We start from the raw sequence: 23828 nt of genomic DNA on the forward strand, positions 1-23828 counted from the left end.
AGATGCGGACGCTAGAAGCGATTGGCGGCCCGCCGTACGACGACTTTCTCCTTGTCCGCAGCTTTTTCCGGCTGGGCCGCCGCCTTCCGTGGAGCGCGTTTGGCCGGCTTTCGCCGTCCCTTGAGGGATTCGATCAGGGAAAGGGCTTGCTTGTCGAACTTCGCGTTATCGTCGGGCATGGCGGCCTCCGGAGGATGCGAGTGCCGGATGGTACGACCATACTGACATCGCCGCCCAGGCCACTCTGCGCCAGCCACTCTGTCAGGTCCGAGGCGACCCCTCCCAAGTGGGCGCCGGGGACCACCGGGCCATCTGTCCGTCCGACCGAGCGCTTCCCTCCGGATCTCCCTAACATAGACAGATGACTCGAGGAGATCTTCGATGAATTCGAACGAGTTTGGCGCCACCCCAACAGTTGCGGATGAAAGCAGCACGGTCGTCGACGACGACGAGGTGATATCTAGAACGCTGCCGTCTGCACTGATGCCCCAGAGTGCAGGGCGACTGCAGGAGCAGGTCGATCACGTCCTGAACGTGATCCGCGGCTGTGTCATCAGACAACCCATTCGAGCGGTACTGGTCGCCGCCGCAGGGGGTGCGTCACTGACCGCCCTGCTGGTTGCCTGGATGCAGCGCGAAGACATTTGAGGTGGGCGGGGCAGTTGGGGGCCCCCAGCTGCTCGGCGGTGATGCCATTGAAGTTCGCTTCGAACTCGTAGGTTAGGTCGCAAACCATTGTCGTGCTTGAGTTTTTGTCCCAAAGCGCACCGATCTGCACCAAGAGGACGATCACCCCGAGAAGTGTTCGCGACCTGTGCCGCAAAAGGACGAAGCCTTATTTCTGGATGTCGCCCAGACAGAGATATTTGATCTCGACGTAGTCGTCCATGCCATGGTGCGAGCCCTCGCGCCCCAGGCCCGACTGCTTCACGCCGCCGAAGGGCACATGTTCGGTGGCGATCACGCCGGCATTGATGCCGACCATGCCGTACTCCAGCGCCTCTGCCACGCGGAAGATCCGCCCCATGTCGCGGGTGTAGAAGTAGCTGGCCAGCCCGAACTCGGTGTTGTTCGCCGCCTCGATGGCGTCCTGCTCTGTCTTGAAGCGGAACACGGGTGCGAAGGGGCCGAAGGTTTCCTCCTTGGCGCACAGCATGTCGGGCGTGGCCTCGGCGATCACCGTGGGTTCGAAGAACTGGCCGGTGATCCTGCGCCCGCCCGCCAGCACCTTGCCGCCCTTGGCAACGGCATCGTCGACGTGGCGCTGCACCTTGTCGATGGCCGCATCCTCAATCAGCGGCCCTTGCGTCACGCCTTCTTCGAAGCCGTTGCCGACCTTGAGCGCCTTGACCTTGGTCGCGAATTTCTCGACGAACCGGTCATAGATGCCGTCTTGCACATACAACCGGTTCGCGCAGACGCAGGTCTGGCCCGCGTTGCGGTATTTGCTGGCCATGGCGCCTTCGACCGCCGAGTCCACGTCGGCATCGTCGAAGACCAGGAAGGGCGCGTTGCCGCCGAGCTCGAGCGACAGCTTCTTGACCGTGGGTGCGCATTGGCTCATCAGGATGCGGCCGACTTCGGTGGAGCCCGTGAAACTCAGATGGCGCACGACATCGCTTTCGCAAAGTTCCTTGCCGATGGCGATACTGTTCTGGCCGTCGGCCGTGAGCACGTTGAGCACGCCTGCAGGAATGCCCGCGCGCACGGCCAGCTCGGCCACGGCGAGCGCGGTGAGCGGTGTGAGTTCGGCGGGCTTGATGACCACGGTGCATCCGGCGGCGAGCGCCGGCGCTACCTTGCGCGTGATCATCGCGAGCGGAAAATTCCAGGGCGTGATCGCCGCGCACACACCGATGGCCTGCTTCATCACAAGCAGGCGCCGGTTGTTGTCGAACTGCGGCAGCACCTCGCCGTTCACGCGCTTGGCTTCTTCGGCAAACCACTCGATGAAGCTTGCGCCGTAGGCAACCTCGCCCTTGGCTTCGGCGAAGGGCTTGCCTTGCTCGGCGGTCATCAGGCGGCCCAGGTCTTCCGTGTTGGCAATCAGCAGGTCGAACCACTTGCGCAAGACGATGCTGCGCTCCTTGCCGGTCTTGCCGCGCCAGGCCGCGAGCGCCTTGTTGGCGGCGGCGATCGCCAAGGCCGCGTCCGCGCGCGCGAGGTTGGCGACGTCGGCCAGCTTCTGGCCGGTGGCAGGGTCGTTCACATCGAAGCGGCTCGCGCCCCGGATCCATTCGCCGGCGATCAGCGCATCGCTTTTGAGCAGGGTCGGGTCGTTCAGCAATGCGAAGGGGGATGTCTTCATGTTCATGTGTTCGGTTGTCTTGGGAGAATCGGGCTGGCCAAGGCCAGCCGCATCAGCGGTAGGGCACGCCGGGCAGCACGCAAAGCATCTCGTAGAGAAGATTGGCGCCAAGCAGCGCGGTGTTCCCGCTGGTGTCGTAGGGCGGGCTGACTTCCACCAGGTCGGCGCCCACCACGTTCAGGCCGCGGCAGCCGCGAACGATCTCCAGTGCCTGCGGCACGGTCAGACCGCCGATCTCGGGCGTGCCGGTGCCGCCGGCGAACGAAGGATCGATGCCGTCGATGTCGAAGCTGATGTAGACGGGATGCGCCGGGCCGATGCGCTCGCGCACCTGCGCCATCAGCGGGGCCAGCGACTGGTACCAGAGCTCGTGGGCTTGCACCACGGTGAAGCCTTGTGCACGCGGCCAGTCGAAGTCGTCCGCGGCATAACCGGTGCCGCGCAGGCCGATCTGCCAGACCTTGTCGCAGGCCAGCAAGCCTTCCTCGACGGCGCGGCGGAACGGCGTGCCGTGGGCGATGCGCTCGCCGAACATGTCGTCGTTCACGTCCGCATGCGCATCGACATGCACCAGCGCCACCGGGCCGTGCTTGCGCGCCACCGCGCGCAGGATCGGCAGCGCAATGGTGTGGTCGCCGCCAAGCGTCAGCGGCGCGCAGCCGGCGGCCAGCACGGTGTCGTAGAAAGCCGAAATGATGTCGACAGACTTGTCGAGCGAATAGGTGTTGATGGGCACATCGCCCAGGTCGGCCACGTTCAGCCGGTCGAACGGGGCCGCGCCAGTCGCCATGTTGTAGGGCCGCAGCAGTGCCGATTCGGCGCGGATCTGGCGCGGCCCGAAACGCGCGCCCGGGCGGTTGGAGGTGCCGATGTCCAGGGGCACGCCGATGAATGTCGCATCCAGCCCCACCGGGGACGTTGCAGCCGGCAGCCGCATCATCGTGCCGGGGCCGGCGAAGCGCGGCATCGTGTTGCCGCTGAGCGGCTGGTTCGGTGGGATGGCGGGCATCGTGCGGGGGTTCAGCGCCGCCGGCCGCGCAGCCATTCGAGCGCGAGCAGCAGCGTGGTGGTGAAGATGATCAGCAGCGTCGCAACGGCGGCGATGGTGGGCGAGATATTTTCGCGGATGCCGGTGAACATCTGGCGCGGCAGCGTGACCTGGTCCGGCCCCGCGAGGAACAGCGTGACCACCACTTCGTCGAACGACGTGGCGAAGGCGAACAGCGCGCCCGAGATCACGCCCGGCGCGATCACCGGCAGCGTGATGCGCATGAAGGTCCTGAACGGTGTTTCGCCCAGGCTCAGCGATGCGCGCACCAGGTTGTGGTTGAAGCCGGCCAGCGTGGCGAGCACGGTGGTCAGCACGAAAGGTGCGCCCAGTGCCGCATGCACCACGATCAGCCCGATGTAGGTGTCGGCCAGGCCGATGGGTGCGAAGTAGAGGTAGGTGGCAACGCCCACCACCACGATGGGCACCACCATCGGCGAAATCAGCACGCTCATGAGCAGCCCCTTGAAGGCAAAGCTCGTGCGCGACAGGCCCACCGCGGCCAGCGTGCCCAGCACGGTGGCCAGCACCGTGGCGGCCGGCGCGACGATGAAGCTGTTGCGCGCCGCGCGCGCCCACTCGGGCGACTCGAACAGGTTGCGATACCACTTGAGCGACCAGCCGGGAATCGGGTACGCCAGAAAGGAACTGTCGGAGAAAGACAGCGGAATCACCACCAGGATCGGCGCCAGCAGAAAGGCCAGAACCGCGACGCAGCCAATACGCACCAGCCACCAGCCGAGCTTGTCGGCAAAGGTGGCATAGGCCGGGAATCGAGGGAGCTTCAGCATGCTTGTCTTTCTTCCTTGCCGCTCAGCCGAGGCTCAGCTCGGCCTTGCCGATGCGGCGATACACGGCGTACAGCACCAGCGTGGCGACCAGCAGCACGGCACCCAGCGCGCAGGCCATGCCCCAGTTGATCTCCACGTTGGTGTAGCGCGCGATGTAGTAGCTCAGCATCTGGTCGTCCGCGCCGCCGAGCAGGGCCGGTGTCACGTAGTAGCCGATGGCCAGGATGAAGACCAGCAGCGCACCGGCACCGATGCCCGGATAGGTCTGCGGCACGTACACCCGGAAAAAGGCCGCCAGCGGCGAGCTGCCCAGCGAGACAGCCGCACGCAGGTAGGTGGGCGGCACGCTCTTCATGACGCTGTAGAGCGGCAGAATCATGAACGGCAGCAGGATGTGCACCATCGCGATGATCACGCCGGTGCGGTTGAACAGCAGCGCCAGCGGATGATCGATCAGCCCGATGCCCATGAGGCCGCGGTTGACCAGGCCTTCGGACTGCAGCAACACGATCCAGGCCGCCACGCGCACCAGGATGGAAGTCCAGAACGGAACCAGCACCAGGATCATCAGCACGTTGGCCTTGCGCGCCGGCAGCGTCGACAGCCACCAGGCCAGCGGATAGGCCAGCAGCAGGCAGAAGAAGGTGACCACGGCGCTGATGTTGAAAGTGCGCAGCAGGATGCCGGCGAAGGCGCGCTGGTCGGCAGGCATGCGCTCCACCTCGCCCGCCACGTCGCGCCGCAGGTCGACCGATGCGAGCAGGTAGTCGGGTGTCCAGCGCGAGCCGTTCTTGGCGATGGCCTGCCAGAACGGCGTCTCGCCCCAACGCGGATCGATCTCCAGCATGCGCGCCTTGATTTCTTCCGGCGTGCCGGCAATCGGCAGCGCCCGAAAGGTGCCCATCACGAGCGAGCGGGCGCCCGCAATCTCGGTGTTGAGGCGTCGCGCCAGGGCGCCCGCATCGGAACTGTCGGGCAGCTGGCGGAGGTCGGCCGCGATGGCGGCGTAGGCCGCGGGCGCGGGCGCGTCCTTGCGGTTCCATCCGTCGAGCGCACGCACGGTGCGCGGCAGCGCATTCGCCACTTCCGGGTTCTCGACCGCACGCTGCAGCAGCGCCACGATGGGCACCAGCAGCGTCAGCAGCAGAAACACCAGCAGCGGCACCGTGAGCGCGAAGGCGCGCCACTTGCGGCGCGACTCGGCGCGCGCCAGCGCACGCCGGAGTTCGCCGGGTGGAGCCTCTGCCGAGACCTGGGGAACAGACATCGCCGCGTGCATGGCCTCTTGCCTGCTTACTGCGTGGCCCAGGACGCGAAGCGCTTCTCGAGCGCCTCGCCCTGATCAGCCCAGAAGCCGACGTTGAACTGCAGCGAATCCTTGGCGTTGTTCGCCGAGGTTGGCAGGTCGGCCAGCACCTTGCTGCTGAGCGAAGCCAGTGCCTTGGTGTTGGCGGGACCGTAGGCGATGTTCTGGGCATAGACCGCCTGGTTGGCCGGCTGCATCACGAACTGGATGAATTTCAGCGAGGCCTCCTTGTTCGGTGCGCCCTTCGGAATCACCAGGTAGTCGAGGTCGTAGATGCCGCCCGGCCAGTAGATCTTGAGGTCGCGGCCTTCGCGGTTGGCCGCGTCGATGCGGCCGTTGTACACGGTGGTTAGCACCACGTCGCCGGCCACCAGGAACTGCGGCGGCTGTGCGCCGGCTTCCCACCACTGGATGTTCGGCTTGAGTTCGGTGAGCTTCTTGAAAGCGCGGTCGGCGCCGTCCTTGGTGGCGAGCACCTTGTAGACATCGGCCGGCTTCACGCCGTCGGCCATGAGCGCGAACTCGAGGTTGTAGCGCGCGCCCTTGCGCATGCCGCGCTTGCCCGGGATCTTCTTCACGTCCCAGAAATCGGCCCAGCTGGTGGGCGCGGTCTTGAGCTTTTCGCCGTTGTAGGCCATCACGGTCGACCACACGAACAGGCCAACGCCGCAATCCGTGACGGCGGCCGGCAGGAAGTCGGCCTTGCTGCCGATCTTCGAATAGTCGAGCTTCTCGAACAGGCCCTCGTCGCAGCCGCGCGCCGCGTCGGGCGATTCGACCTCGACCACGTCCCAGGTGACTTTCTTGGTCTCGACCATGGCCTTGATCTTGGCCTGTTCGCCGTTGTATTCGACCGGAATGATCTTGGTGCCGGTCTTCTCGTAGGGCTCGTAGTAGGCCTTCTTCTGGGCGTTGGCGTTGGCGCCACCGAAGTTGACCACGGTGAGCTGATGCTGGGCGAAGGCCGGCAGCGCGAAGCTGGCGGCGACGGTGCAGGCGAGGAGAGTCTTTTTCATGGTGGGTGTAGTCCTGGGTGATGAACGGGAACGAGAAATGAGACCGGATTCAGAGCGCATAGATGCGCGCATGCGCAACCGGAAATTCGAGCGCCACCGATTCGCCGGCCTGCGGCGTGGCGGCGCCGTCGAGGCCGGTCAGCGGCAGCTTCACGGTGGCTTCGGCCTGGCCGCCGCCCACGCTGCAGAGCAGCCGCAGGTGGTCGCCGAAGTAGATGACGCGCGCCACCTCGGCGGCGAGCATGTTGGCGCCCTGCGCGTCCGGCCGGCGGTGCAGCACCACGCGCTCGGGGCGGATGCAGGCCTCGACCGCCGCGCCCGCGGCTGCGCCGCTGACGTTGAGCCCGTGCAGCACGCGGCCATCGGGCAGCGTCATTTCGGCGTGCTCGCCGCCACGGCTCAACTGGCCCTTGAGCACGGTGTTGTCGCCGACGAAGCCGGCCACGAAACGGTTGGAAGGCGTCTCGTAGAGCCGGCCGACCGTGTCCAGCTGCTGGATCACGCCTTCGTTGAACACCGCCACGCGGTCGCTCATGGTGAGCGCCTCGCCCTGGTCGTGCGTCACGTAGACGAAGGTCACGCCCAGCTGGCGGTGCAGGTCCTTGAGTTCGATCTGCATGTGTTCGCGCAGCTGCTTGTCGAGCGCGCCGAGCGGCTCGTCCATCAGCACCAGCTGGGGTTCGAACACCAGCGCGCGCGCCAGCGCCACGCGCTGCTGCTGGCCGCCCGAGAGCTGGCCTGGCAGGCGGTCGGTCATGCCGCGCAGCTGCACCATGTCGAGCGCGCGCTGCACGCGGCGCTGCTGCTCGTCTTTCGACACCTTGCGCACCGTCAGCGGATACGCAACGTTCTGGCCTACGCTCAGGTGCGGAAACAACGCGTAGTTCTGGAACACCATGCCGAAGTGCCGCTTGTGCGGCGGCGTGCCGGTGATCTGCTTGCCGTCGAGCAGGATCTCGCCGGAGGTCGGCGACTCGAAGCCCGCCAGCATCATCAGCGTGGTGGTCTTGCCCGATCCCGAAGGCCCGAGCAGGCTCAGGAACTCGCCACGGTGGATGTCCAGATCGAGCTGGCGCACCACCAGGTGTTCGCCATCGTAGGTTTTCCGGACGCGCTGGAAGCGCACCAAGGGTTCGTCTGTCATGGAGGATTTCAGCAAAGGGTCGATCAGCGCAGCGCGGCGAAGCTGTCCGCGAGAAGCGCCAGGCCTTCGTCCACTAGCAAGTCGGATGCCGTCAGCGGCACCAGCACGCGAATTACATTGCCGTAGCTGCCGCATGACAGCAGGATTAACCCGCGTCGCGCCGCCTCCGCGACCACCTCGCGGGTCAGCGCGGCACCGGGTTGCGCGGTGTCGCCCTGCTCGAACAATTCGATGGCCACCATGGCGCCGAGCCCCCGCACGTCGCCAATGGCGGGCTCGTCGGCCGCGATGCGGCGCAGGCCGGCCGTGAGCCGTTCGCCCAGCGCCCTGCTGCGAGCCAGCAATTGCTCGTCGTCGAACACCTTGAGCACCGCGAGCGCCGCGGCGCAGCCGATGGGGCTGCCGGCATACGTGCCGCCCAGGCCGCCGGGCGCGGGGGCGTCCATCACCTCGGCGCGGCCCACCACGCCGGAGATCGGAAAGCCGCCCGCCATCGACTTGGCGGTGGTGATCAGGTCGGGCGCCACGGGCCATTGCTCGCTCGCGAACCAGGTGCCGGTGCGGCCGGCGCCGGTCTGCACTTCGTCGGCAATGATCAAGATGCCGTGGCGGTCCGCCAGCGCGCGCAGGCCTTCGATGAAGTCGTTGGGCGCCACGTAAAAGCCGCCTTCCCCCTGCACCGGCTCCAGGATGAAGGCCGCCACGCGTTCGGCCTCGATGTCGTTCTTGAACAGCAGTTCGACCGAATGCAAGGCGTCGTCCACGCTCACGCCGTGCAACGCATTCGGGTAGAGCGCATGAAACACCTCGCCCGGGAATGGGCCGAAGCCGACCTTGTAGGGCGCCACCTTGCCGGTCAGGCCCAGCGTCATCATCGTGCGGCCGTGATAGCCGCCGTTGAAGGCAATGATGCCCGGCCGCCGGGTGTAGGCGCGGGCAATCTTCACCGCGTTCTCGACCGCCTCGGCGCCGGTGCTCAGGAAGACCGATTTCTTCGCGAATTCGCCCGGCGCCAGCGCGTTCAGGCGCTCGGCCAGCTCCACGTAGGGCTCGTAGGCCAGCACCTGGAAGCAGGTGTGCGAATAGAGATCCACCTGCGCCTTGACGGCGGCACTGATCTCCGGATGGCAGTGGCCGGTGTTCAGAACCGCGATACCGCCGGCGAAGTCGATGTAGCGTCGCCCTTCGACGTCCCACAGCTCGGCGTTGGCGGCCCGGCTGACGAAGATTTCATGGGCCTGGCCAACACCGCGGGCCACCGCCGCGCTGCGGCGGGCCATGAGGGCGGCGTTGCTGAGATGGGATTCGCGCTGCATGGGTACGACCTGTGCCTGAAAGAAGAAGCAGGCACTTTAGGTTTCAGGTATCGGGCTGACCATGTACAAGGAAAGCGATGGTTTTACGGACTGTGCTGGTCTTGTATCCTGTACATACTTTCCTCAATATGGTGCAGATCGGGTCTTGCCGGGATGCTCTCGATGCTCATTCTTCACCCCGAACAACCGACGCCGCTCGTGAGTCAGATCGTGGAGGGGCTTCGCGGGCTCATCGGCGCCCAGAAACTCAGGGCCGACAGCAAGCTGCCCTCGATCCGGGCCTTTGCCGCGGCCCATGGCGTCAGCGTCTTCACGGTGGTCGAGGCCTACGACCGGCTGGTGGCGCAGGGCCTGCTCGTCTCGCGGGCCAATGCGGGGTTCTTCGTCAAGCGCCGAAGCGACGACGCCGCCGGGAGCGGGCCCACCGTGCCGCAACCCGACCCGCGCTTCGATGCGCGCTGGTATCTGCGGCAGATTTTCGAGAACCGCAACCTGCCGCTCAAGCCGGGCTGCGGATGGCTGCCGCACGACTGGCTGTTCGAGGACGGCATGCGCCGCAGCCTGCGCAGCCTCGCGGCCGGCGGCACCGACATCGGCGGCTATGGCCTGCCGTTCGGGCACATGGCACTGCGCATGGCGGTTGCGGATTCGCTTTGCGAGCGGCAGATCGCGGTCGACGCGGGCCAGGTGTTGCTCACCCAGGGATCGAGCCAGGCGCTCGATCTCGTGGCGCGCCAGTTGCTGAAACCGGGCGACGAAGTGCTGGTGGACGACCCCGGCTATCCCAACCTGATGTTCATGCTGCGCTTTCTCGGCGTGCACATCATCGGCGTGCCGCGCACGCCCACCGGCTACGACCTGCCCGCGCTGGAGGCGCTGCTGTCGGTCCACCGGCCCAAGGCCTTCTTCACGCAGCCGCGGCTGCAAAGCCCGACTTGCTCGCTGGCGTCGATGCCGCAACTGGTACGCCTGCTTCAGCTGGCGCAGGAGCATCAGTTCATGCTGGTCGAGAACGACATCTATGCCGACATGGACGCCTCATCGCGGCCCTCGCTGGCGAGCCTCAGCCAGTTGCGCCAGGTGGTCTACGTCGGCAGTTTTTCCAAGACGATTTCCCCGAATCTCCGGGTCGGCTACGTGGTGGCGCAGCCCGAGTTGATGGAAGATCTTGCCCAGCTGAAGATGGTCTCGGGCCTCACCTCTTCGGACATCACCGAGCGGCTGGTCTTTGGCGCCGTGACCGATGGGCGCTGGCGCAAGCACCTGAAGTCGCTGCGTGACCGGCTGGCGCAAGCGCATTCGAATGTGGCAAGGCGATTGGAAGCCCAGGGTTTCGAGCTTTTTCACGAGCCCGCGGCAGGCCTGTACCTGTGGGCACGCCATCCGGACATCACCGATGCCGCAGACTTGTCGCGGCTTGCTGCCACGGAGGGAATCATGCTCGGCCCCGGGCAGTTGTTTCTGGTGAATCCACGTCCCACGGGTTGGCTGCGCTTCAACGTGGCCTTCAGCGAGGATGAGCGGCTTTGGCAGTTCCTGGCGCGCCGCATCGACGAGCGCAAAGGGGACTGACGGAGGACTGGAACGCCGCCCAAGAAGAGGGGATCGTCCATCATCCGCGCGACCGCGCTCACCGCCGTCCCTGCGGCCGAAGTTCACGCGCGAGACCGTTGCGCGATGATCGGCAGATGACTTTTCGACGACTTGGCGTCCGCCTGGGTGCGGCGCTCGTGCTGTTCCTTGCCTGCCACGCGGCGGGTATCGCCGCCACCTCGACGCCGAGCGGGCCGGACCCGAGCCCCAGCTGGGGCGCGATCGCTTCCCGGCGCGCCTGGTACGGCTACGCGTTCAATCACAAGACCCGCGATGCGGCCGAGCAGGCGGCCCGCGCGCAATGCGATCGTGCGGCCGGTCGCGCCGGGACGTGCGAGGTGCGCATCCAGTTCGACCGGTCCTGCGCGGCGCTGGCGACCGGCAACTTCGGCGAGTGGGGCGCGGCCAGCGCCGCGACGACCGGCGCCGCGGGCCAGGCGGCCATCGCCCAATGCGAAGGCCACTTGCCGACCGAGCCGTGCAAGGTGGTCGTCACTGCCTGCTCCTTGCGCTGAGCCAGGGCGAGGGCCGGGTTCGGCGCCCGTGGCAAGTCTCACGGGACCTGGGAAATCCCGGGTGTGGCGGACGCGATCGGACCCGCACGCGGCAGCGAAATCAGGAGTACAAGTGCGCGGTGGGCAGAGGACATTGCGGCGCTCCCTTCCGGGGGCAGTCGAGTGAAAGGAGGGCAGTCATGGCCAGACATCTTGCGGTCGGGGACTCATCCGGACCGATCACCATCGCGAGTGCCAGCTACTACAACCCGACCGGCGTGCTGCTGGCGCCCGGCGAGACCTACGAGATCGCCGCCGACGACAGCCGATGGGTCGACTGGCACCTCGCGTCCAGCGCCGACGGCAGGATCGAGCCCAGCCTCATGCAGTCGATGGCGCACTGGGCGCTGCGCTGCAAGCAGGGCCGCTGGTTCCAGTTGATCGGCGCCATCGGGCGCTCCGACTCCAACCTGTTTCCGATCGGCATGCACGCCGCCTGGACCTACAAGGGCCAGAGCGGTGATGCCGAGCCCGAGCTGTGCCTGTTCGCCAACGACGCCTGGTTCGCCTACCTCAACAACCACGGCTCGGTGAAGGTGACGATCAAGCGCGTTGCGTAGCGGGCGCCGCGGCGGGCAGTGGCGCCGCTCAGCCGACCGCCTTGATCAACCCCTCGCGCCCGGCCTTCGCCAGCATCGAGGCCACCGCGCACGAGGCCAGCCGCGTCGCTTCCGAGTCGGCCCGGCTGGTCAGGATCACCGGCACGCGGGCGCCGAGCACGATGCCGGCGGCGTAGGCGCCGGCCAGGAAGCTCAGGCTCTTGGCCAGCATGTTGCCGGCGTCGAGATCGGGCACGATCAGCACGTTGGCGCGGCCCGCCACGGGCGAGACGATGCCCTTGATCCGCGCGGCCTCGGCATCGATCGCGTTGTCCATCGCCAGCGGGCCGTCGAGATGCGCGCCGGTGATCTGCCCGCGGTCGGCCATCTTGCACAGCGCGGCGGCATCGAGGGTCGAAGGTACCTTGGGATTCACCGTCTCCATCGCGGACAGCAGCGCCACGCGCACCCCCGGCATCTGCAGCGCATGCGCCAGATCGATCGCGTTCTGCACGATGTCGACCTTTTCCTCCAGGGTCGGCGCGATGTTGATCGCGGCGTCGGAGATGATCAGCGGCTGGGCGTGGCCCGGCACGTCCATCACGAAGCAATGGCTGATCCGGCGCGAGGTGCGCAGGCCGCCTTCGCGGCGCACCACGGCGGCCATCAGCTCGTCGGTGTGCAGGCTGCCCTTCATCAGCGCATCGACCTCGCCGTTGAGTGCCAGCGCGACCGCCATGTCGGCCGCCGCGTGGCTGTGCGGCGCGTCGACGATGCGCAGGCCCTCGAGGCTGGCGCCCAGCGTGCGCGCAGCGGCCTCGATCCGGGCGCGGGGCCCGACCAGGACCGGCGCGACGAGGCCGATTCGCGCCGATTCGAGCGCCGCCTGCAGCGAGACCTCGTCGGTCGGATGCACCACCGCGACGCGCAGCGGCGGCAGGGCGCGGGCCGCGGCGATCAGGCGGTCGTAGTGGGGATGGGCGGTGGCGGACGAAGACTCCATGGATGCTCCAGCGTGCAGGCTCGGGGTTATAAGTGTCGTGCTTTCCCGGAGGATGCGAAAAAATGTCATTGGCCATGACCGGTGCGGAATGGGTGGCGGTTGCCAACGCAGGCTCGTCGAGCCTGAAGTTCTCGTTGTACGAAACGCGCGGCGAGGTGCTGACGCCGGTCCTGCGCGGACTGGTCGACGGACTCGACACGGCGCCCGAATTCACGGCCTGGGACCCGGCCGGCCAGCGCATCGGCCATCGATGCGCTGTCGCCGCTGGCGCCCTTGCACCAGCCCAGCAACCTGTCGCCGATCCGGCTGGCCTTCGAGGTCCTGCCCGGCGTGCCGCAGGTGGCCTGCTTCGATACCGCGTTCCATCGCAGCAACCCGGAGCTGGCGCAGATGTTCGCGCTGCCTTTCGAGCTGTACGAGAGCGGCGTGCGCCGCTACGGCTTCCACGGGCTGTCCTATGAATACATCGCGTCGCGCCTGCCGGAGGTGGCGCCGGAACTCGCGGGCGCCAGGGTCGTCGCGCTGCATCTGGGCAATGGCGCCAGTGCCTGCGCGCTGCAGGGTGGTCGCAGCGTGGCCAGCACGATGGGCTTCAGCGCCCTCGACGGCCTGCCGATGGGAACCCGCTGCGGCGCCATCGACCCCGGCGTGCTGCTGTACCTGATGAACCAGCGCGGCATGGATGCGCGGGCCGTCCGCCGGCATCGGCGAGCACGGGGCCGACATCCGGCGTCTGGTCGTCGCCGGCCTGGGCTGGCTCGGCGTGTCGATCGATGACCCGGCCAACGAGGCCGGCGGCCCGCGCATCAGCCGCGCCGGCGGCCGCTGTTCGGCCTGGGTGATACCGACCGACGAGGAGCTGATGATCGCGCGGCACACCGTCGGGCTGCTCAGGTCATCGGGCGGAAGCCCGGCAGCGAGTGCATCCGGCGCTTGAGCGCCTCGATGAAGGCCGTGACCCGGGCCGGCCGGTAGCTGCCGGGCGGCAGCGCCACGTGGATGCCGATGGGCTCCAGCCACCAGTTGGGCAGCACGCGCTGCACGCGGCCCGCCTTCAGGTCGTCCTGGCACATCCAGGGCGCGGCGCCGCCGATGCCGGCGCCGTTGAGGATGGCCCGGTAGCTGGACAGCAGGCTGTCGGTCTTGATCGGGGTGTCGAGCGGGACCACGCGTGCGCGCCCTGAGCGGTCGAGCAGACGGACATTGCCCTGCACGTAAGGCACCAAGCCGACGCAGGGCAGCGAGGGCAGCCGCGCGATCGTGACCGGCCCCAGCTGCTTCAGCAGCGCGGGTGTGGCGACCAGGATGCGTTCCATGGCGCCGAGCTTGCGGCTCACGAGGTCCGGGTCGCGCACCTCGCCGACGCAGATCCAGCATTCGGCGCCCGAGGCCACCAGGTCGATGACCCGGTCGGTCAGGGTCAGCTCGACCCGCAGCGCGGGGTGCGCCGCGCGCAGGTCGGTCACGGCATCGGTGAGGAAGCCGGTGCCGTAGCCCGAAGGCCCGATCACGCGCAGCGTGCCCTCGGGCCGGCTCTGGCCGCCCGACAGCCGATGCGACAGGCTCGACCAGCGGTCGCCGAGATCGCGCGCCTCGGTCAGCAGCGAACGGCCTTCGTCGGTGAGAGAGAAGCTGGCCGTGGTTCGCAGGGCCAGCTTGCAGCCCAGCATGCGTTCGAGTTCGATCAGGCGGCGGCTGACCGTCGGCTGCGAGGTGTCGAGCAGGCGCGCCGCCTTGCTCAGCGATCCGCTCTCGCCGATCTTCAGGAAGGTGTCGAGGAGGTCGAGCCGGTCGTGGGTGTGCTTCATGCACGGTACGTATAACACTTCATCGCTCCATGCGTCTACTCGAAGTGCGACTTGCTCCGTATCGTCGCTGCATGAGCACACCGAATCCCGTCGAACGCCGCGTCGGCGACACGCCCAAGGGCGGCTCCGTCCTTGGCTTCTATGCACCGCGCGGCACGCCGCGCCCGCCCCGCATCGCGCGCGGGGAGGGCGTCTTCCTGTGGGATGGCGACGGCAGGCGCTATCTGGATGCGACCGCGGGCGCCGTGGTTGCCAACATCGGGCACGGCAATCCGCGCGTGCTGGCGGCGATGGCCGAACAGGCCGGCCGGGTGACTTTCGCCTACCCGCGCTTCTTCGAGAGCGAGCACAGCATCGCGCTCGCCGATCGGGTCTGCGCCCTGGCCGGCGAGGGCTTCGATCGCGCCTTCTTCGTCTCCGGAGGTTCGGAGGCGAACGAGTCGGCGCTGAAGCTGGCGCGGCAGTACGCGGTGGTGAGCGGGCAGCCGCAGCGCGCCAAGGTGATCTCGCGCGAGCCCAGCTACCACGGCGCCACGCTGGGCGCGCTGGCGGTCACCGGCGACGCCCACACGCTCGGCATCTACGGGCCGATGGTGCGCGAGATGCCGAAGGTGCCGGCGCCCCAGAGCTACCGCCTGCCCGCAGGCCACACGGTCGAATCGCATGCCATGGCCTGCGCCGATGCGCTGGAGGAACGCATCGTGGGCGAAGGCCCGGACAGCGTGCTGGCCTTCATCCTCGAGCCGGTGGGCGGGCTGTCGAGCGGCGCGGTGGTGTCGCCCGCGGCCTACTACCGGCGGGTGCGCGAGATCTGCGACCGCCACGGCATCCTCTTGATCTACGACGAGATCATGAGCGGCGCCGGACGCACCGGCGCCTTCCTGGCCGCGCACCACTTCGCCGACGCGCGGCCCGACATCGTGACGCTCGCCAAGGGCCTGGCGGCCGGCTACACGCCGCTCGGCGCGATGCTGGTGCCGAACCGCATCGTCGACGCGATCGCCGAGGCCGGTGGCTTCGTGCACGGCCACACCTACTTCACGAATCCGCTGTCCTGCGCGGTGGCCAACGCGGTGCTCGACGAGGTGGTGCGGCAGGACCTGGTGGCACAGTCGCGCATCCGCGGCGAGCAGCTCATGGCGCGGCTGCAGGCGATCGCCGAGCGTTCGCCGATCGTCGGCGACGTCCGCGGCAAGGGGCTGCTGACGGCGATCGAGATCGTCGCCGACAAGCAGACGAAGCGGCAGCTGCCGGCCGACTTCAACGCGCCCGCGCGGCTCACCCAGCATGGCCTGCGGCGCGGGATTGCGCTCTACAACCGGCGCGCCAATCTCGGCGCCTACGGCGACATGCAGCTGGTCACACCGCCGCTGACCATCTCCGAGGCCGAGGTCGACCTGCTGGCCGAACTGCTCGAAGCCTCCCTGCGCGACCTGGCGGACGAGATCGCGCGCACCCGGCCGAGCTGAAACCTCTTTTTTCCTCACTTCCCGCGAAAAGGCCCCGATGAAACTCCCCGCACTCGTGAAGATCGCGCTCGCCGGCGCCTCGCTCTGCGTCGCCGCTGCCGCGCCGGCCCAGGTCCCGATCCAGAAAGGGCCGCTGAAGCTGATCGTCGGCTATCCCGCCGGCGGCTCGGCCGACGTGCAGGCCCGCACGCTGGCGGACAAGCTCGCGGCGGAGCTCGGCGTGGCCGTGGTGGTCGACAACCGTACCGGCGCCGGCGGCCAGATCGCGGCCGACTACGTGCGCGCCGCGGCGCCGGACGGCCTCACGGTCCTGCTCGCCAACATGCACATGATGGTGATGCTGCCGCTGACCTCGAAGTCGGTGCGCTACGACCCGGTGAAGGACTTCAAGGCGGTGGGCCGCATCGCCAGCTTCTACGAGGGCATCGCGGTGCCGGCAGAGCTGCCCGCGAGCAGCGTGCAGCAGTGGCTGGACATCGCGCGCAAGGACAGCGCCAAGGCCAGCTACGGCGTGCCGGCGCCGGGCAGCGTGGCGCAGTTCATGGGCTATCGGCTCGGCACCGAAGCCAAGGTGCCGCTGGTGGCGGCGCCCTACCGCGGCGCCGCGCCGCTGGTGCAGGACCTGCTGGGCAACCAGATCGCCGCGGGCATCACCCCGATCGCCGACCTGGTGGCCTACCAGCAGAGCGGCAAGCTCAAGGTGCTGGCGGTCAACGGGGCCAAGCGCGCGCAGCTCTTGCCCGACGTACCGACGCTGAAGGAACTGGGCCAGCCCCATTTCGACAACCTCGAATGGACCGGCTTGTTCGTGCCGGCCGCCACGCCCGCGGCCACGGTCGAGCAGCTGCACGCGGCGCTCAACAAGGTGCTGGCGAACAAGGAGGTGCAGGAGCGGCTGCAGAAGCTCAGCAGCGAGGCGAGCCCGAGCACCTCCGAGGAACTCGCCAGGCTGATCACCGACGACCTGCAGCGCTGGGGGCCGGTGATCAAGGCCTCCGGCTTCACTTCCGAATAGGCATCGCTGCCGGACCTCCATGTCGACCGAGACCCCGCCGATCCCGGCGCATCGGCCGCTGCACCTGCCCGGGGTGCACGGCTATGCGGACTGCAAGAGCCTGCATGCGGGCGAGACGCTGAGCTTCCACGTCAGCAGCGACCGCCCCTACCGGATGAGCGTCTGCCGTCTCGGTCATGACGTCGAGGGGCGCAGCGACGACGCCGTCCTGCATCGCTTCGAGCCGGCGCCGGCAAGGGTGCAGGCGATCCATCCGGGCTCCTACGTGCACGTGGCGAAGGGGTTGGCCGCTGACGCTGCGCTGCCCGGCCTGAGCCTCGAATGCTGGGTCAAGCCCTGGACCGTGGAGACGCGGCAGACGCTGGTCGGCCAGTTCGACTATCCCTCGCGCTGCGGCTTCGGGCTTTTCATCGAAGCGGGCGGGGCGCTTTGCCTGTACCTTGGCGATGGCGGCGCCTTCCGCGCCGACGCGCAGCAGGCGCACGGGCGCCTGGTCGCCCGGCGATGGCAGCATGTGGCCGCCACCTGGGATGGCCGGGTGGCGCGCCTGTGGATCGATGGCGCCGAAGTCGGATGCTGGCCGGCCTCCGCGCCGGTACGCCCCGGCGCCGCGCCGCTGCGGCTCGGTGCCAGCGGCGTCGAAGGGCTGGCCAGCCTGTTCCTGGACGCTGACCTCGCCATGCCCGTGATTCACGATCGCGCCCTGTCGGCGGACGAGGTACGCGAACGCGTGGCGCAGCGCGGCCTGCAGGCGGCGACCGGGCGCTCGGTGCTGGCCTGCTGGCCGCTGCGCGAAGAGCGCGGCGATCGCGTCGCCGATTGCAGCGGCCACCAGCGCACCGGCCGCATCGTCAACCATGCGACCTGGATGATCGTCGGACCGGCCTTCGAGCCCTCGAAGGTGCCCGAGCACGAGGGCGGCAGCTATGACCCTTTGAACGATCCCACGCGCGGCCACGGCCTGCGATTCGCGGGCGACGATCTCTATGACTGCCGTTGGGAAACCACCCAGCGCTGGCAGGTTCCCATCGATGCCCGGCCTGGCATCTACGTCGGCCGGCTGCATTTCGAGCTCGAGGGCCGCGAAGCCGACTACGACATCAGCTTCATCGTGAAGCGCGCGCTGCAGGCGACGCCGGCACCGGTGCTGGTGCTGTGCGCGGTGAACAGCTGGATCGCCTATGCCGCGACGCCGTTCGCGAAGAACGTGGTGGACGACCCGGTCTGGCCGCGCCGCTCCGTCGGGCTCGAGAACTGCCACCCCGAGGCGCCCGCCTACAACAGCTACACCTTCCACCGCGCCGGCCAGCCCTGCTACCAGGTCGGCCTGCGCATGCCCTGGCCCAACGCCAGTCCGAATGCGCTGTACGACCCCGCGGACAGCGGCTTCAGCCAGTGGACGCGGCTGGAGCGCCACCTGCACGTCTGGCTGGAGCAGCAGGGCTACGACTGGGACATCGCCAGCGACATCGACCTGCACCGTGACCCCGCCATGCTGGCGCGCTACAAGACCGTGGTCGTCAACGGCCACAGCGAATACTGGTCGCTGCCGGCGGTGGACGGGCTCGACGACTACCTGCGGCGGGGCGGCAGCGCGATCGTGCTGTCGGGCAACACGATGTACCTGCGGGTCAGCTACGACGAGGACTTCAGCGTCATGGAACAGCGCAAGGTCAACGGCCCGGACCACGACGAGAGCGTGCCTTCGGTCGGACCGCCGGCCGGGCCCTTCGGGGAGCAGTACCACAGCCAGGACTGGGCCCGCGGCGGCCGGCTCAAGTCATCGGGGCGCCCCGCGGCGGAGGTCATCGGGCTCGAGACCGCGGGCTGGGCCTTTGCCGACGCCGGCGATTTCGGCGTCTACCACGTGCACGCGCCGGACCATTTTCTTTTCCAGGGGCCGCAGCCGCTGGGCCTGGCGAAGGGCGAGACCTTCGGCCATGGGCCCGGCGGCTCGCTGCCGCGCGCGATCGGCCACGAATGGGACTTGAGCGTCGCCACGCTCGCGCGCATGACCCATCGGGTGCCCACCGGGGCAACGCTGCCGGAGCCGCCCGGCGGCATGGCCGTGATCGCACAAGGAATTCGCGACCGGCCCGGCGCCCTGGATGCGTACCTCGACTACTTCTCGAACCTCACCGAGTCGCTGGGCGGCCTGTCGGCCGAGATGATCTACTGGGAGCGTCCGCAGGGCGGGCGCGTGTTCCATGCGGGCGCGGTGGGTGCGGCCTGGGTGGTAGGCAGCGACCCGGTGTTCGGGAAGCTGCTGCACAACGTGCTGCATCACTTCGGAGTCCGGCCGACCCTCACTGCCAGCGTCACGCCAAGGCCGCAACGCTCTGGCTGATCTCGCGCGTGATCTGCAGGAAGCGGTCGATGTCGGCGGCGGAGTTGCAATGCAGCGGCGACACGCGAACGGCGCCTTCGAGGCCGAAGGAGTCCAGCATGCGCTTCGAGTACAAGCTCGTGGCGACCCGTTCGTAGACGATGACGCCGCGCTTCTCGTACTCCCGAACCGCCTGGGCATGCTCGAGATTCTCGATGCCGATCGCGAGGATCAGGTCACGCTTCGTCAGGTCCTCGAAGTCCAGGAAAACGTTCACGCCGTCCATGCCGCGCAGCCCCTGGACGGCATCGCCGCCGTTCAGCAGGCGTTCGAGCAAGGCGCGCTCGTGGCGCTCGATCTTCTCGATGCCGCAGGCGAACAGGGCGCGCCGATCGTCGCTCGCGATGAACCGGCTCCCGAGCCAGCAGACATAGTTGGCGATCTCGGTGACGACCGCGAATTGCCAGGGGGCCGCGCTTCCGAGGTCCCAGAAGTCCTGCTTCTTGCCCGCCAGCTTGTGATGGGGCAGTGCCGACGCCCGCTCCGACAGCCAGGACATGCCGGAGCCCCGGCAGCCGAAGAACTTGTAGGGCGCGATGTTGATGCCGTCGACCGGCGTCTCCTGCAGATCGATCAGGCCGTGCGGTGCGTGCTGTACGGCGTCGACGACGATGAACAGGTCCGGCTTGATCTTGCGCGCCTGCCTGACGATCTCGCGCACGTCCAGCTTGGCGCCCGAGATGTTCGATGCATAGATCACGCTCAGCAGCGCCGTGTCGGCATCGACCAGGCGGACGATCGACTCCACGTCGACGCCGCCCGTGACGGGGTTGGACGGCGCCACGCGCAGCGCCTTGCCGGTGCGCTCGGCATACAGGGACATGGCGTCGAAGGAGGAGGGGTGTTCGAGCACCGTGGTCACCAGGTTCGTGCCGGGAACGTTCTCCGCGATGGCACGAACCATGTCGAACATCGCGCCCGACGCGGTGAGCGACGCGAACACGCTGCCCGCTTTCGCATTCAGGATCGTGCGCAGGTCTTCCGTCCCCCTGGCCTGGATGCCCTGCAGGTAGGTGGCCAGTTCATGGATGCGCTCGGGGCAGTCGGGGATCGCGTCGATGCGCGCAAACTGGTCGACCGCCGCCTTGAGGCGGAAGGAGCCGCCGGCGTTGTCGAAGAACAGGCGTTCGCGTCCGGAGATGTCGTGGTCGACATGGTGGAAGCGGTCCTTGATCTGCGCCATCAGCGCGTTGGAGAAAAGCTCGCCGGTTTGGGAAGTCATGAGGATCCTGGTGAAGGTCGCCGTCGGATTCGGCGCGCGAAGATCGCGCGATCGATCGGGAATGCCTGAATTCTGGAAGTCGAATGACATTTCCAAAAGCGATATTTTTGGATAGTATTTGGCGAAAAAAAGTGTTCTTTATATGGATTGGAGCGGCCCCGCCGTGATGACGTTCAAGCAGCTGGAGGCTCTCTACTGGATCGGTGAACTCGGCAGCTTCGCCCTGGCCGCCCAGAAGCTCCACACGTCCCAGTCGGCCGTCTCCAAGCGGGTGCAGGAACTCGAAACGGTCTTCGACACGGCGCTTTTCGACCGCACTCAGCGCTCCGCCCGGCTGACGGACAAGGGCGAGGAGATGTTCATGCTGGCGAAGAACCTGCTGGCGCAGCGCAACGCCGCCATCGAGCAGTTCAGCCGGGTCGATGTGATCGAGCGTCGCGTGCGCATCGGCGTGACCGAGCTCACGGCCATGACCTGGCTGCCGCGATGGGTCGAACTCATCCAGGTGCACTACCCCAAGGTGACGCTCGAACCCGACGTCGACAGCAGCGTCAATCTGCGCGAAAAGGTTCTGACCGACGAACTTGACCTGATCATCGTGCCCGATGCGTTCTCGGACACGCGCATTCCGACCAAGCCCATCGGGCGGGTGGAGAGCGCCTGGATGTGCAAGCCGGGCCTGGTGCAGGTCGGCAAGCCGATGCGCCTGCACGAACTTGCGCGCCATCAGCTGTTGCTTCAGGGCGTGAAATCCGGCACGGGCCTGATCTACGACAGCTGGATGAAGGACCTGGGCATCCAGCCCTCCAAGCCCATCGTCATCCACAACCTGGTGGCACTGATCGGCTTGACGATCTCCGGTCTCGGGGTGAGCTACCTGCCCAGGGACGCGGTCAGCCAGATGCTGAAGGACGGATCCCTGGTCCAGATCGACGTCACGCCGGCGCTTCCTGCCGTGACCTATGTGGCCATGTACAAGGGCGAGCATCGCAGCTCCTTGCTGGCCTCGATCATCATGCTGGCGCAGGAGTGCTGCGATTTCACCCGGATGTTCCAGGCCGGATAGCGATGGCGCTCGCTACCTGTCCGGCGCCGCGGCACGGTCGCATCAGACGCCCTTGTTGTTGGGGTTCCGGTAGATCTCCTTGATGGCGTCGGTCATCGGGAAATTCAGGTTCGCGTTGGTCGGAGGAATCGGCTTGGTGAACCACCGGGCATAGATCTCGTTGATCGCGCCCGACGTCATGAGTTCGGCCACCGTCTTGTCGACCAGCGCCTTGAACTGCGGATCGTCCTTGCGGTACATGATGCCGTAGGGCTCATGGCGCAGCGACTCCTGCGTCAGGATCTTGAAGTCGCCGGGGTTCGGCGCGGTGGCGATCAGGCCGGCAAGCTGCACGTCGTCGAGGATGTAGGCCACGGTTCGGTCGGAGGCGAGCAGCAGGAAGCCGTCCGCGGTGTCCTTGGCCGCCAGTTCCTCGACCTCGATGTTCCCGGTCTTCCGGTAGCCGCGCAGCAACTGGACGCCGGTGCTGCCGGAGACGGTCGAGACCTTCTTGCCGTTCAGTTCGGCCAAAGATTGGATGCCGGAGCTCTTTTTCACCGCGGCGGTGATGTTCGTGACGAAGTGGCTGGGCGCGAATTCGACTTGCTGCTGGCGTTGGACCGTATTGGTCGTGGTGGCGCAGTCGAGGTCCACGGTGCCGTTGGTCAGCAATGGAATTCGGTTGGTGGAAGTGAGGATCGTGTAGCGCACGTCCAGGTTCGGCATGCCGAGCTTCGCCTTGACGGCGTCGACGATCTTCAGGCAGATGTCGTTCGTGAAGCCCACGGGGTCGCCGCTGCCGTTCGGCTTGTAGGAGAACGGAACCTGGCTGTCGCGCCCACCGATGCTGATACTGCCGCTCGCCTTGATTTTGCTCAGGGTGTCGGTTTGAGCCATGGCGGCGGAACTCAGGAAGGCGGCAGCCAGACCGAGCGTCAACGGAAGGAGATGTTTCATTTGGGGCCTTTGAATGAGTGAACTTCGCGCCGCCCACTGCCGGTGATAGGGGACCGGAGGCAGGGCATGGTGTTCATTCTGGAAGCAGCGAGGCTATTCAAAAAGCGATTTAATTTCTTCGAAGTTCAATCGAAAAAGTGATCAGTTGCGGGTTTGACCCGAGCCGGGTCCGGCATGGGCGATACCCTGCGCCGCCTGCCACCGCGGGCTGACAGCGTGTGTAGCCGCGGCGGGAGCGGTGCTGACCACGCTGGTGATGTCGCTGCTGCGCGGCCGCCTTCGCGGCTGACCCGGATTCGGACCTGCGGCCGGCGCGGCTATCTCGGCGCGAGCATCAGGGCGCTGGTCTGCACGGTGGGGCCGGGGAGGGGGTCGGCGTCGACCTGCAGCACGGCCGGCTGGACGCGACAGTTGCCGAACTCGCAGCGGATCGACAGCGTGTCTCCCGTGGAACACCGCACCTGGTGGGTTTCGAAGCCGGCGCCTTTCTCGAGCAGGATGGCCCGTGGAGCCGCGCTGCAGTTCATCGCCGTGGCCAGCTTCTCGGCCCCGTAGGTGTCGCGGCCGGTGCGCCGGGCCCCGGGCCGGAGCAGTTGGCTGGCGGTCACGTTGAAGTTGGCCCGGTAGTACTTCGCGAGATCGTTCGCCGGCAGCAGGACGACGCTGGCGGCGACTGCAGGCCCGAGCCGCCTGGCGAAGGTGCCGGCGAGCGGGCCGTCCGTGCTGTCCCTGCGGTCGTAGATGCGCTCTTCGCCGGCGACCAGCGTGATCCACTCCGGATAGGCATAGGCCGCCCCCGACAGCTGGTCCACGGTGGCGCTGATCACGCCACCCACCACCAGGCTGAGCAGGCCCATGTCGGCGCGCGAGATGACCTTGGCGCTGGCCACGATCCGGCCCTGGGAGACGCAGTCGATCTGCAAGTCGTCGATCGAACGCCTGACCGTGAGCTTCGGTGCCGGCGGCGCCGCTGCGGCGCCGCCGGTCGGGTGGCACTCCAGCGCTTCGATGGACCTGCCTTCCGACGAGACCGCATGGACCTGGATGTCCTGCCGGGTCCCGCGCACCGCCAGTGCGCAGCCGGACGCGGCCGCCAGCACGAAGGCGCCCATCAGGGCGCATCGAAACGTGGCGAAAGTTGGCTGGGATGTCATCCGGCTTGCAGTCCTTCAACATCGACCGTCGGGCGGGCCATTGTGACGACAGGGGGCCGGAACGCATAGGAGGCCGAACTTCTTACTTGGGGTGGTTGTACTTTCCGTGCAAATCGGTGCGCTTTGGCCCTTTCGGCGGCCTCGCGAAACAGTT

The 23828-nt window shown here is 67.5% G+C and carries 21 protein-coding genes and 1 pseudogene; 9 read left to right on the top strand and 13 right to left on the bottom strand.

Annotated features, from left to right (window positions below):
- Nucleotides 1-11: 11 nt before the first annotated feature.
- Complete coding sequence (locus AC1DYD_RS15285; RefSeq protein ID WP_478173594.1) at nucleotides 12-179, bottom strand: hypothetical protein; 168 nt, start codon at nucleotides 177-179, stop codon at nucleotides 12-14.
- A 202-nt stretch (nucleotides 180-381) separates the two neighbouring features.
- Between AC1DYD_RS15285 and AC1DYD_RS15290 the strand changes: the two genes are divergently transcribed.
- A complete protein-coding gene (locus AC1DYD_RS15290; RefSeq protein WP_478173595.1) occupies nucleotides 382-648 on the top strand; it encodes a hypothetical protein in 267 nt (88 codons plus the stop codon).
- Nucleotides 649-835: 187 nt separating this feature from the next.
- Here the strand turns inward: AC1DYD_RS15290 and AC1DYD_RS15295 are convergent, their stop codons facing one another.
- The 7 genes from AC1DYD_RS15295 to gabT are packed head-to-tail and all read right to left on the bottom strand — an operon-like array spanning nucleotide 836 to nucleotide 8929.
- Nucleotides 836-2314, bottom strand: coding sequence for an NAD-dependent succinate-semialdehyde dehydrogenase (locus AC1DYD_RS15295; RefSeq protein ID WP_478173596.1), 1479 nt, complete (start codon nucleotides 2312-2314; stop codon nucleotides 836-838).
- 46 nt (nucleotides 2315-2360) lie between these two features.
- Nucleotides 2361-3317 carry an agmatinase gene (speB, locus tag AC1DYD_RS15300; RefSeq protein ID WP_478173597.1) on the bottom strand — a complete coding sequence of 319 codons (957 nt, stop codon included), beginning with the start codon at nucleotides 3315-3317 and terminating at the stop codon, nucleotides 2361-2363.
- Between the two features lie 11 nt (nucleotides 3318-3328).
- Nucleotides 3329-4147: an ABC transporter permease gene (locus AC1DYD_RS15305; protein ID WP_478173598.1), complete on the bottom strand. Its 819-nt coding sequence runs from the start codon at nucleotides 4145-4147 to the stop codon at nucleotides 3329-3331.
- Between the two features lie 22 nt (nucleotides 4148-4169).
- Entirely contained in the window at nucleotides 4170-5426 is a 1257-nt protein-coding gene (locus AC1DYD_RS15310; RefSeq protein WP_478173599.1) for an ABC transporter permease, read from the bottom strand.
- 14 nt (nucleotides 5427-5440) lie between these two features.
- Nucleotides 5441-6469, bottom strand: a complete 1029-nt coding sequence (locus AC1DYD_RS15315; RefSeq protein WP_478173600.1) for an ABC transporter substrate-binding protein — start codon at nucleotides 6467-6469, stop codon at nucleotides 5441-5443.
- Nucleotides 6470-6518: 49 nt separating this feature from the next.
- Nucleotides 6519-7613, bottom strand: a complete 1095-nt coding sequence (locus tag AC1DYD_RS15320) for an ABC transporter ATP-binding protein (RefSeq protein ID WP_478173601.1) — start codon at nucleotides 7611-7613, stop codon at nucleotides 6519-6521.
- A 23-nt stretch (nucleotides 7614-7636) separates the two neighbouring features.
- Entirely contained in the window at nucleotides 7637-8929 is a 1293-nt protein-coding gene (gabT, locus tag AC1DYD_RS15325; protein ID WP_478173602.1) for a 4-aminobutyrate--2-oxoglutarate transaminase, read from the bottom strand.
- 162 nt (nucleotides 8930-9091) lie between these two features.
- Here gabT and AC1DYD_RS15330 point away from each other — a divergent pair, with 162 nt between their 5' ends.
- From AC1DYD_RS15330 to AC1DYD_RS15340, 3 genes are all read left to right on the top strand, one after another.
- Nucleotides 9092-10501 (top strand): aminotransferase-like domain-containing protein, encoded by a 1410-nt coding sequence (locus AC1DYD_RS15330; RefSeq protein WP_478173603.1) that lies wholly within the window; start codon nucleotides 9092-9094, stop codon nucleotides 10499-10501.
- 116 nt (nucleotides 10502-10617) lie between these two features.
- A complete protein-coding gene (locus AC1DYD_RS15335) occupies nucleotides 10618-11037 on the top strand; it encodes a DUF4189 domain-containing protein (RefSeq protein ID WP_478173604.1) in 420 nt (139 codons plus the stop codon).
- 179 nt (nucleotides 11038-11216) lie between these two features.
- Entirely contained in the window at nucleotides 11217-11636 is a 420-nt protein-coding gene (locus AC1DYD_RS15340) for a hypothetical protein (RefSeq protein ID WP_478173605.1), read from the top strand.
- Nucleotides 11637-11664: 28 nt separating this feature from the next.
- Here the strand turns inward: AC1DYD_RS15340 and AC1DYD_RS15345 are convergent, their stop codons facing one another.
- Nucleotides 11665-12618: a phosphate acetyltransferase gene (locus tag AC1DYD_RS15345; protein WP_478173606.1), complete on the bottom strand. Its 954-nt coding sequence runs from the start codon at nucleotides 12616-12618 to the stop codon at nucleotides 11665-11667.
- 74 nt (nucleotides 12619-12692) lie between these two features.
- Here AC1DYD_RS15345 and AC1DYD_RS15350 point away from each other — a divergent pair.
- A pseudogene (locus AC1DYD_RS15350) lies at nucleotides 12693-13555 on the top strand (acetate/propionate family kinase).
- Here AC1DYD_RS15350 and AC1DYD_RS15355 read toward each other — a convergent pair.
- A complete protein-coding gene (locus AC1DYD_RS15355) occupies nucleotides 13509-14426 on the bottom strand; it encodes a LysR family transcriptional regulator (protein WP_478173607.1) in 918 nt (305 codons plus the stop codon). The pseudogene AC1DYD_RS15350 and the gene AC1DYD_RS15355 overlap by 47 nt on opposite strands.
- A gap of 71 nt (nucleotides 14427-14497) precedes the next feature.
- Between AC1DYD_RS15355 and AC1DYD_RS15360 the strand changes: the two genes are divergently transcribed.
- Genes AC1DYD_RS15360 through AC1DYD_RS15370 form a run of 3 tightly spaced genes read left to right on the top strand, consistent with a single transcriptional unit; the run spans nucleotide 14498 to nucleotide 19257 of the window.
- Nucleotides 14498-15895 (top strand): aminotransferase family protein, encoded by a 1398-nt coding sequence (locus AC1DYD_RS15360; protein ID WP_478173608.1) that lies wholly within the window; start codon nucleotides 14498-14500, stop codon nucleotides 15893-15895.
- A gap of 37 nt (nucleotides 15896-15932) precedes the next feature.
- Nucleotides 15933-16910: a Bug family tripartite tricarboxylate transporter substrate binding protein gene (locus AC1DYD_RS15365; RefSeq protein ID WP_478173609.1), complete on the top strand. Its 978-nt coding sequence runs from the start codon at nucleotides 15933-15935 to the stop codon at nucleotides 16908-16910.
- Nucleotides 16911-16929: 19 nt separating this feature from the next.
- A complete protein-coding gene (locus tag AC1DYD_RS15370) occupies nucleotides 16930-19257 on the top strand; it encodes a N,N-dimethylformamidase beta subunit family domain-containing protein (protein ID WP_478173610.1) in 2328 nt (775 codons plus the stop codon).
- Here AC1DYD_RS15370 and AC1DYD_RS15375 read toward each other — a convergent pair.
- A complete protein-coding gene (locus tag AC1DYD_RS15375; protein WP_478173611.1) occupies nucleotides 19229-20518 on the bottom strand; it encodes an aminotransferase class V-fold PLP-dependent enzyme in 1290 nt (429 codons plus the stop codon). The two genes, AC1DYD_RS15370 and AC1DYD_RS15375, sit on opposite strands and share 29 nt — an antisense overlap.
- Before the next feature lie 166 nt (nucleotides 20519-20684).
- Between AC1DYD_RS15375 and AC1DYD_RS15380 the strand changes: the two genes are divergently transcribed.
- On the top strand, nucleotides 20685-21584 hold the full coding sequence (locus tag AC1DYD_RS15380) for a LysR family transcriptional regulator (RefSeq protein WP_478173612.1): 900 nt from the start codon (nucleotides 20685-20687) through the stop codon (nucleotides 21582-21584).
- A gap of 42 nt (nucleotides 21585-21626) precedes the next feature.
- Here the strand turns inward: AC1DYD_RS15380 and AC1DYD_RS15385 are convergent, their stop codons facing one another.
- Nucleotides 21627-22520, bottom strand: coding sequence for an amino acid ABC transporter substrate-binding protein (locus AC1DYD_RS15385; protein ID WP_478173613.1), 894 nt, complete (start codon nucleotides 22518-22520; stop codon nucleotides 21627-21629).
- Nucleotides 22521-22837: 317 nt separating this feature from the next.
- The gene (locus AC1DYD_RS15390; protein ID WP_478173614.1) at nucleotides 22838-23674 is read right to left on the bottom strand and encodes a hypothetical protein; all 837 of its coding nucleotides are present in this window, start codon (nucleotides 23672-23674) and stop codon (nucleotides 22838-22840) included.
- Nucleotides 23675-23828 lie beyond the last annotated feature (154 nt).

It is taken from the genome of Variovorax sp. P4_B11, assembly GCF_056402355.1.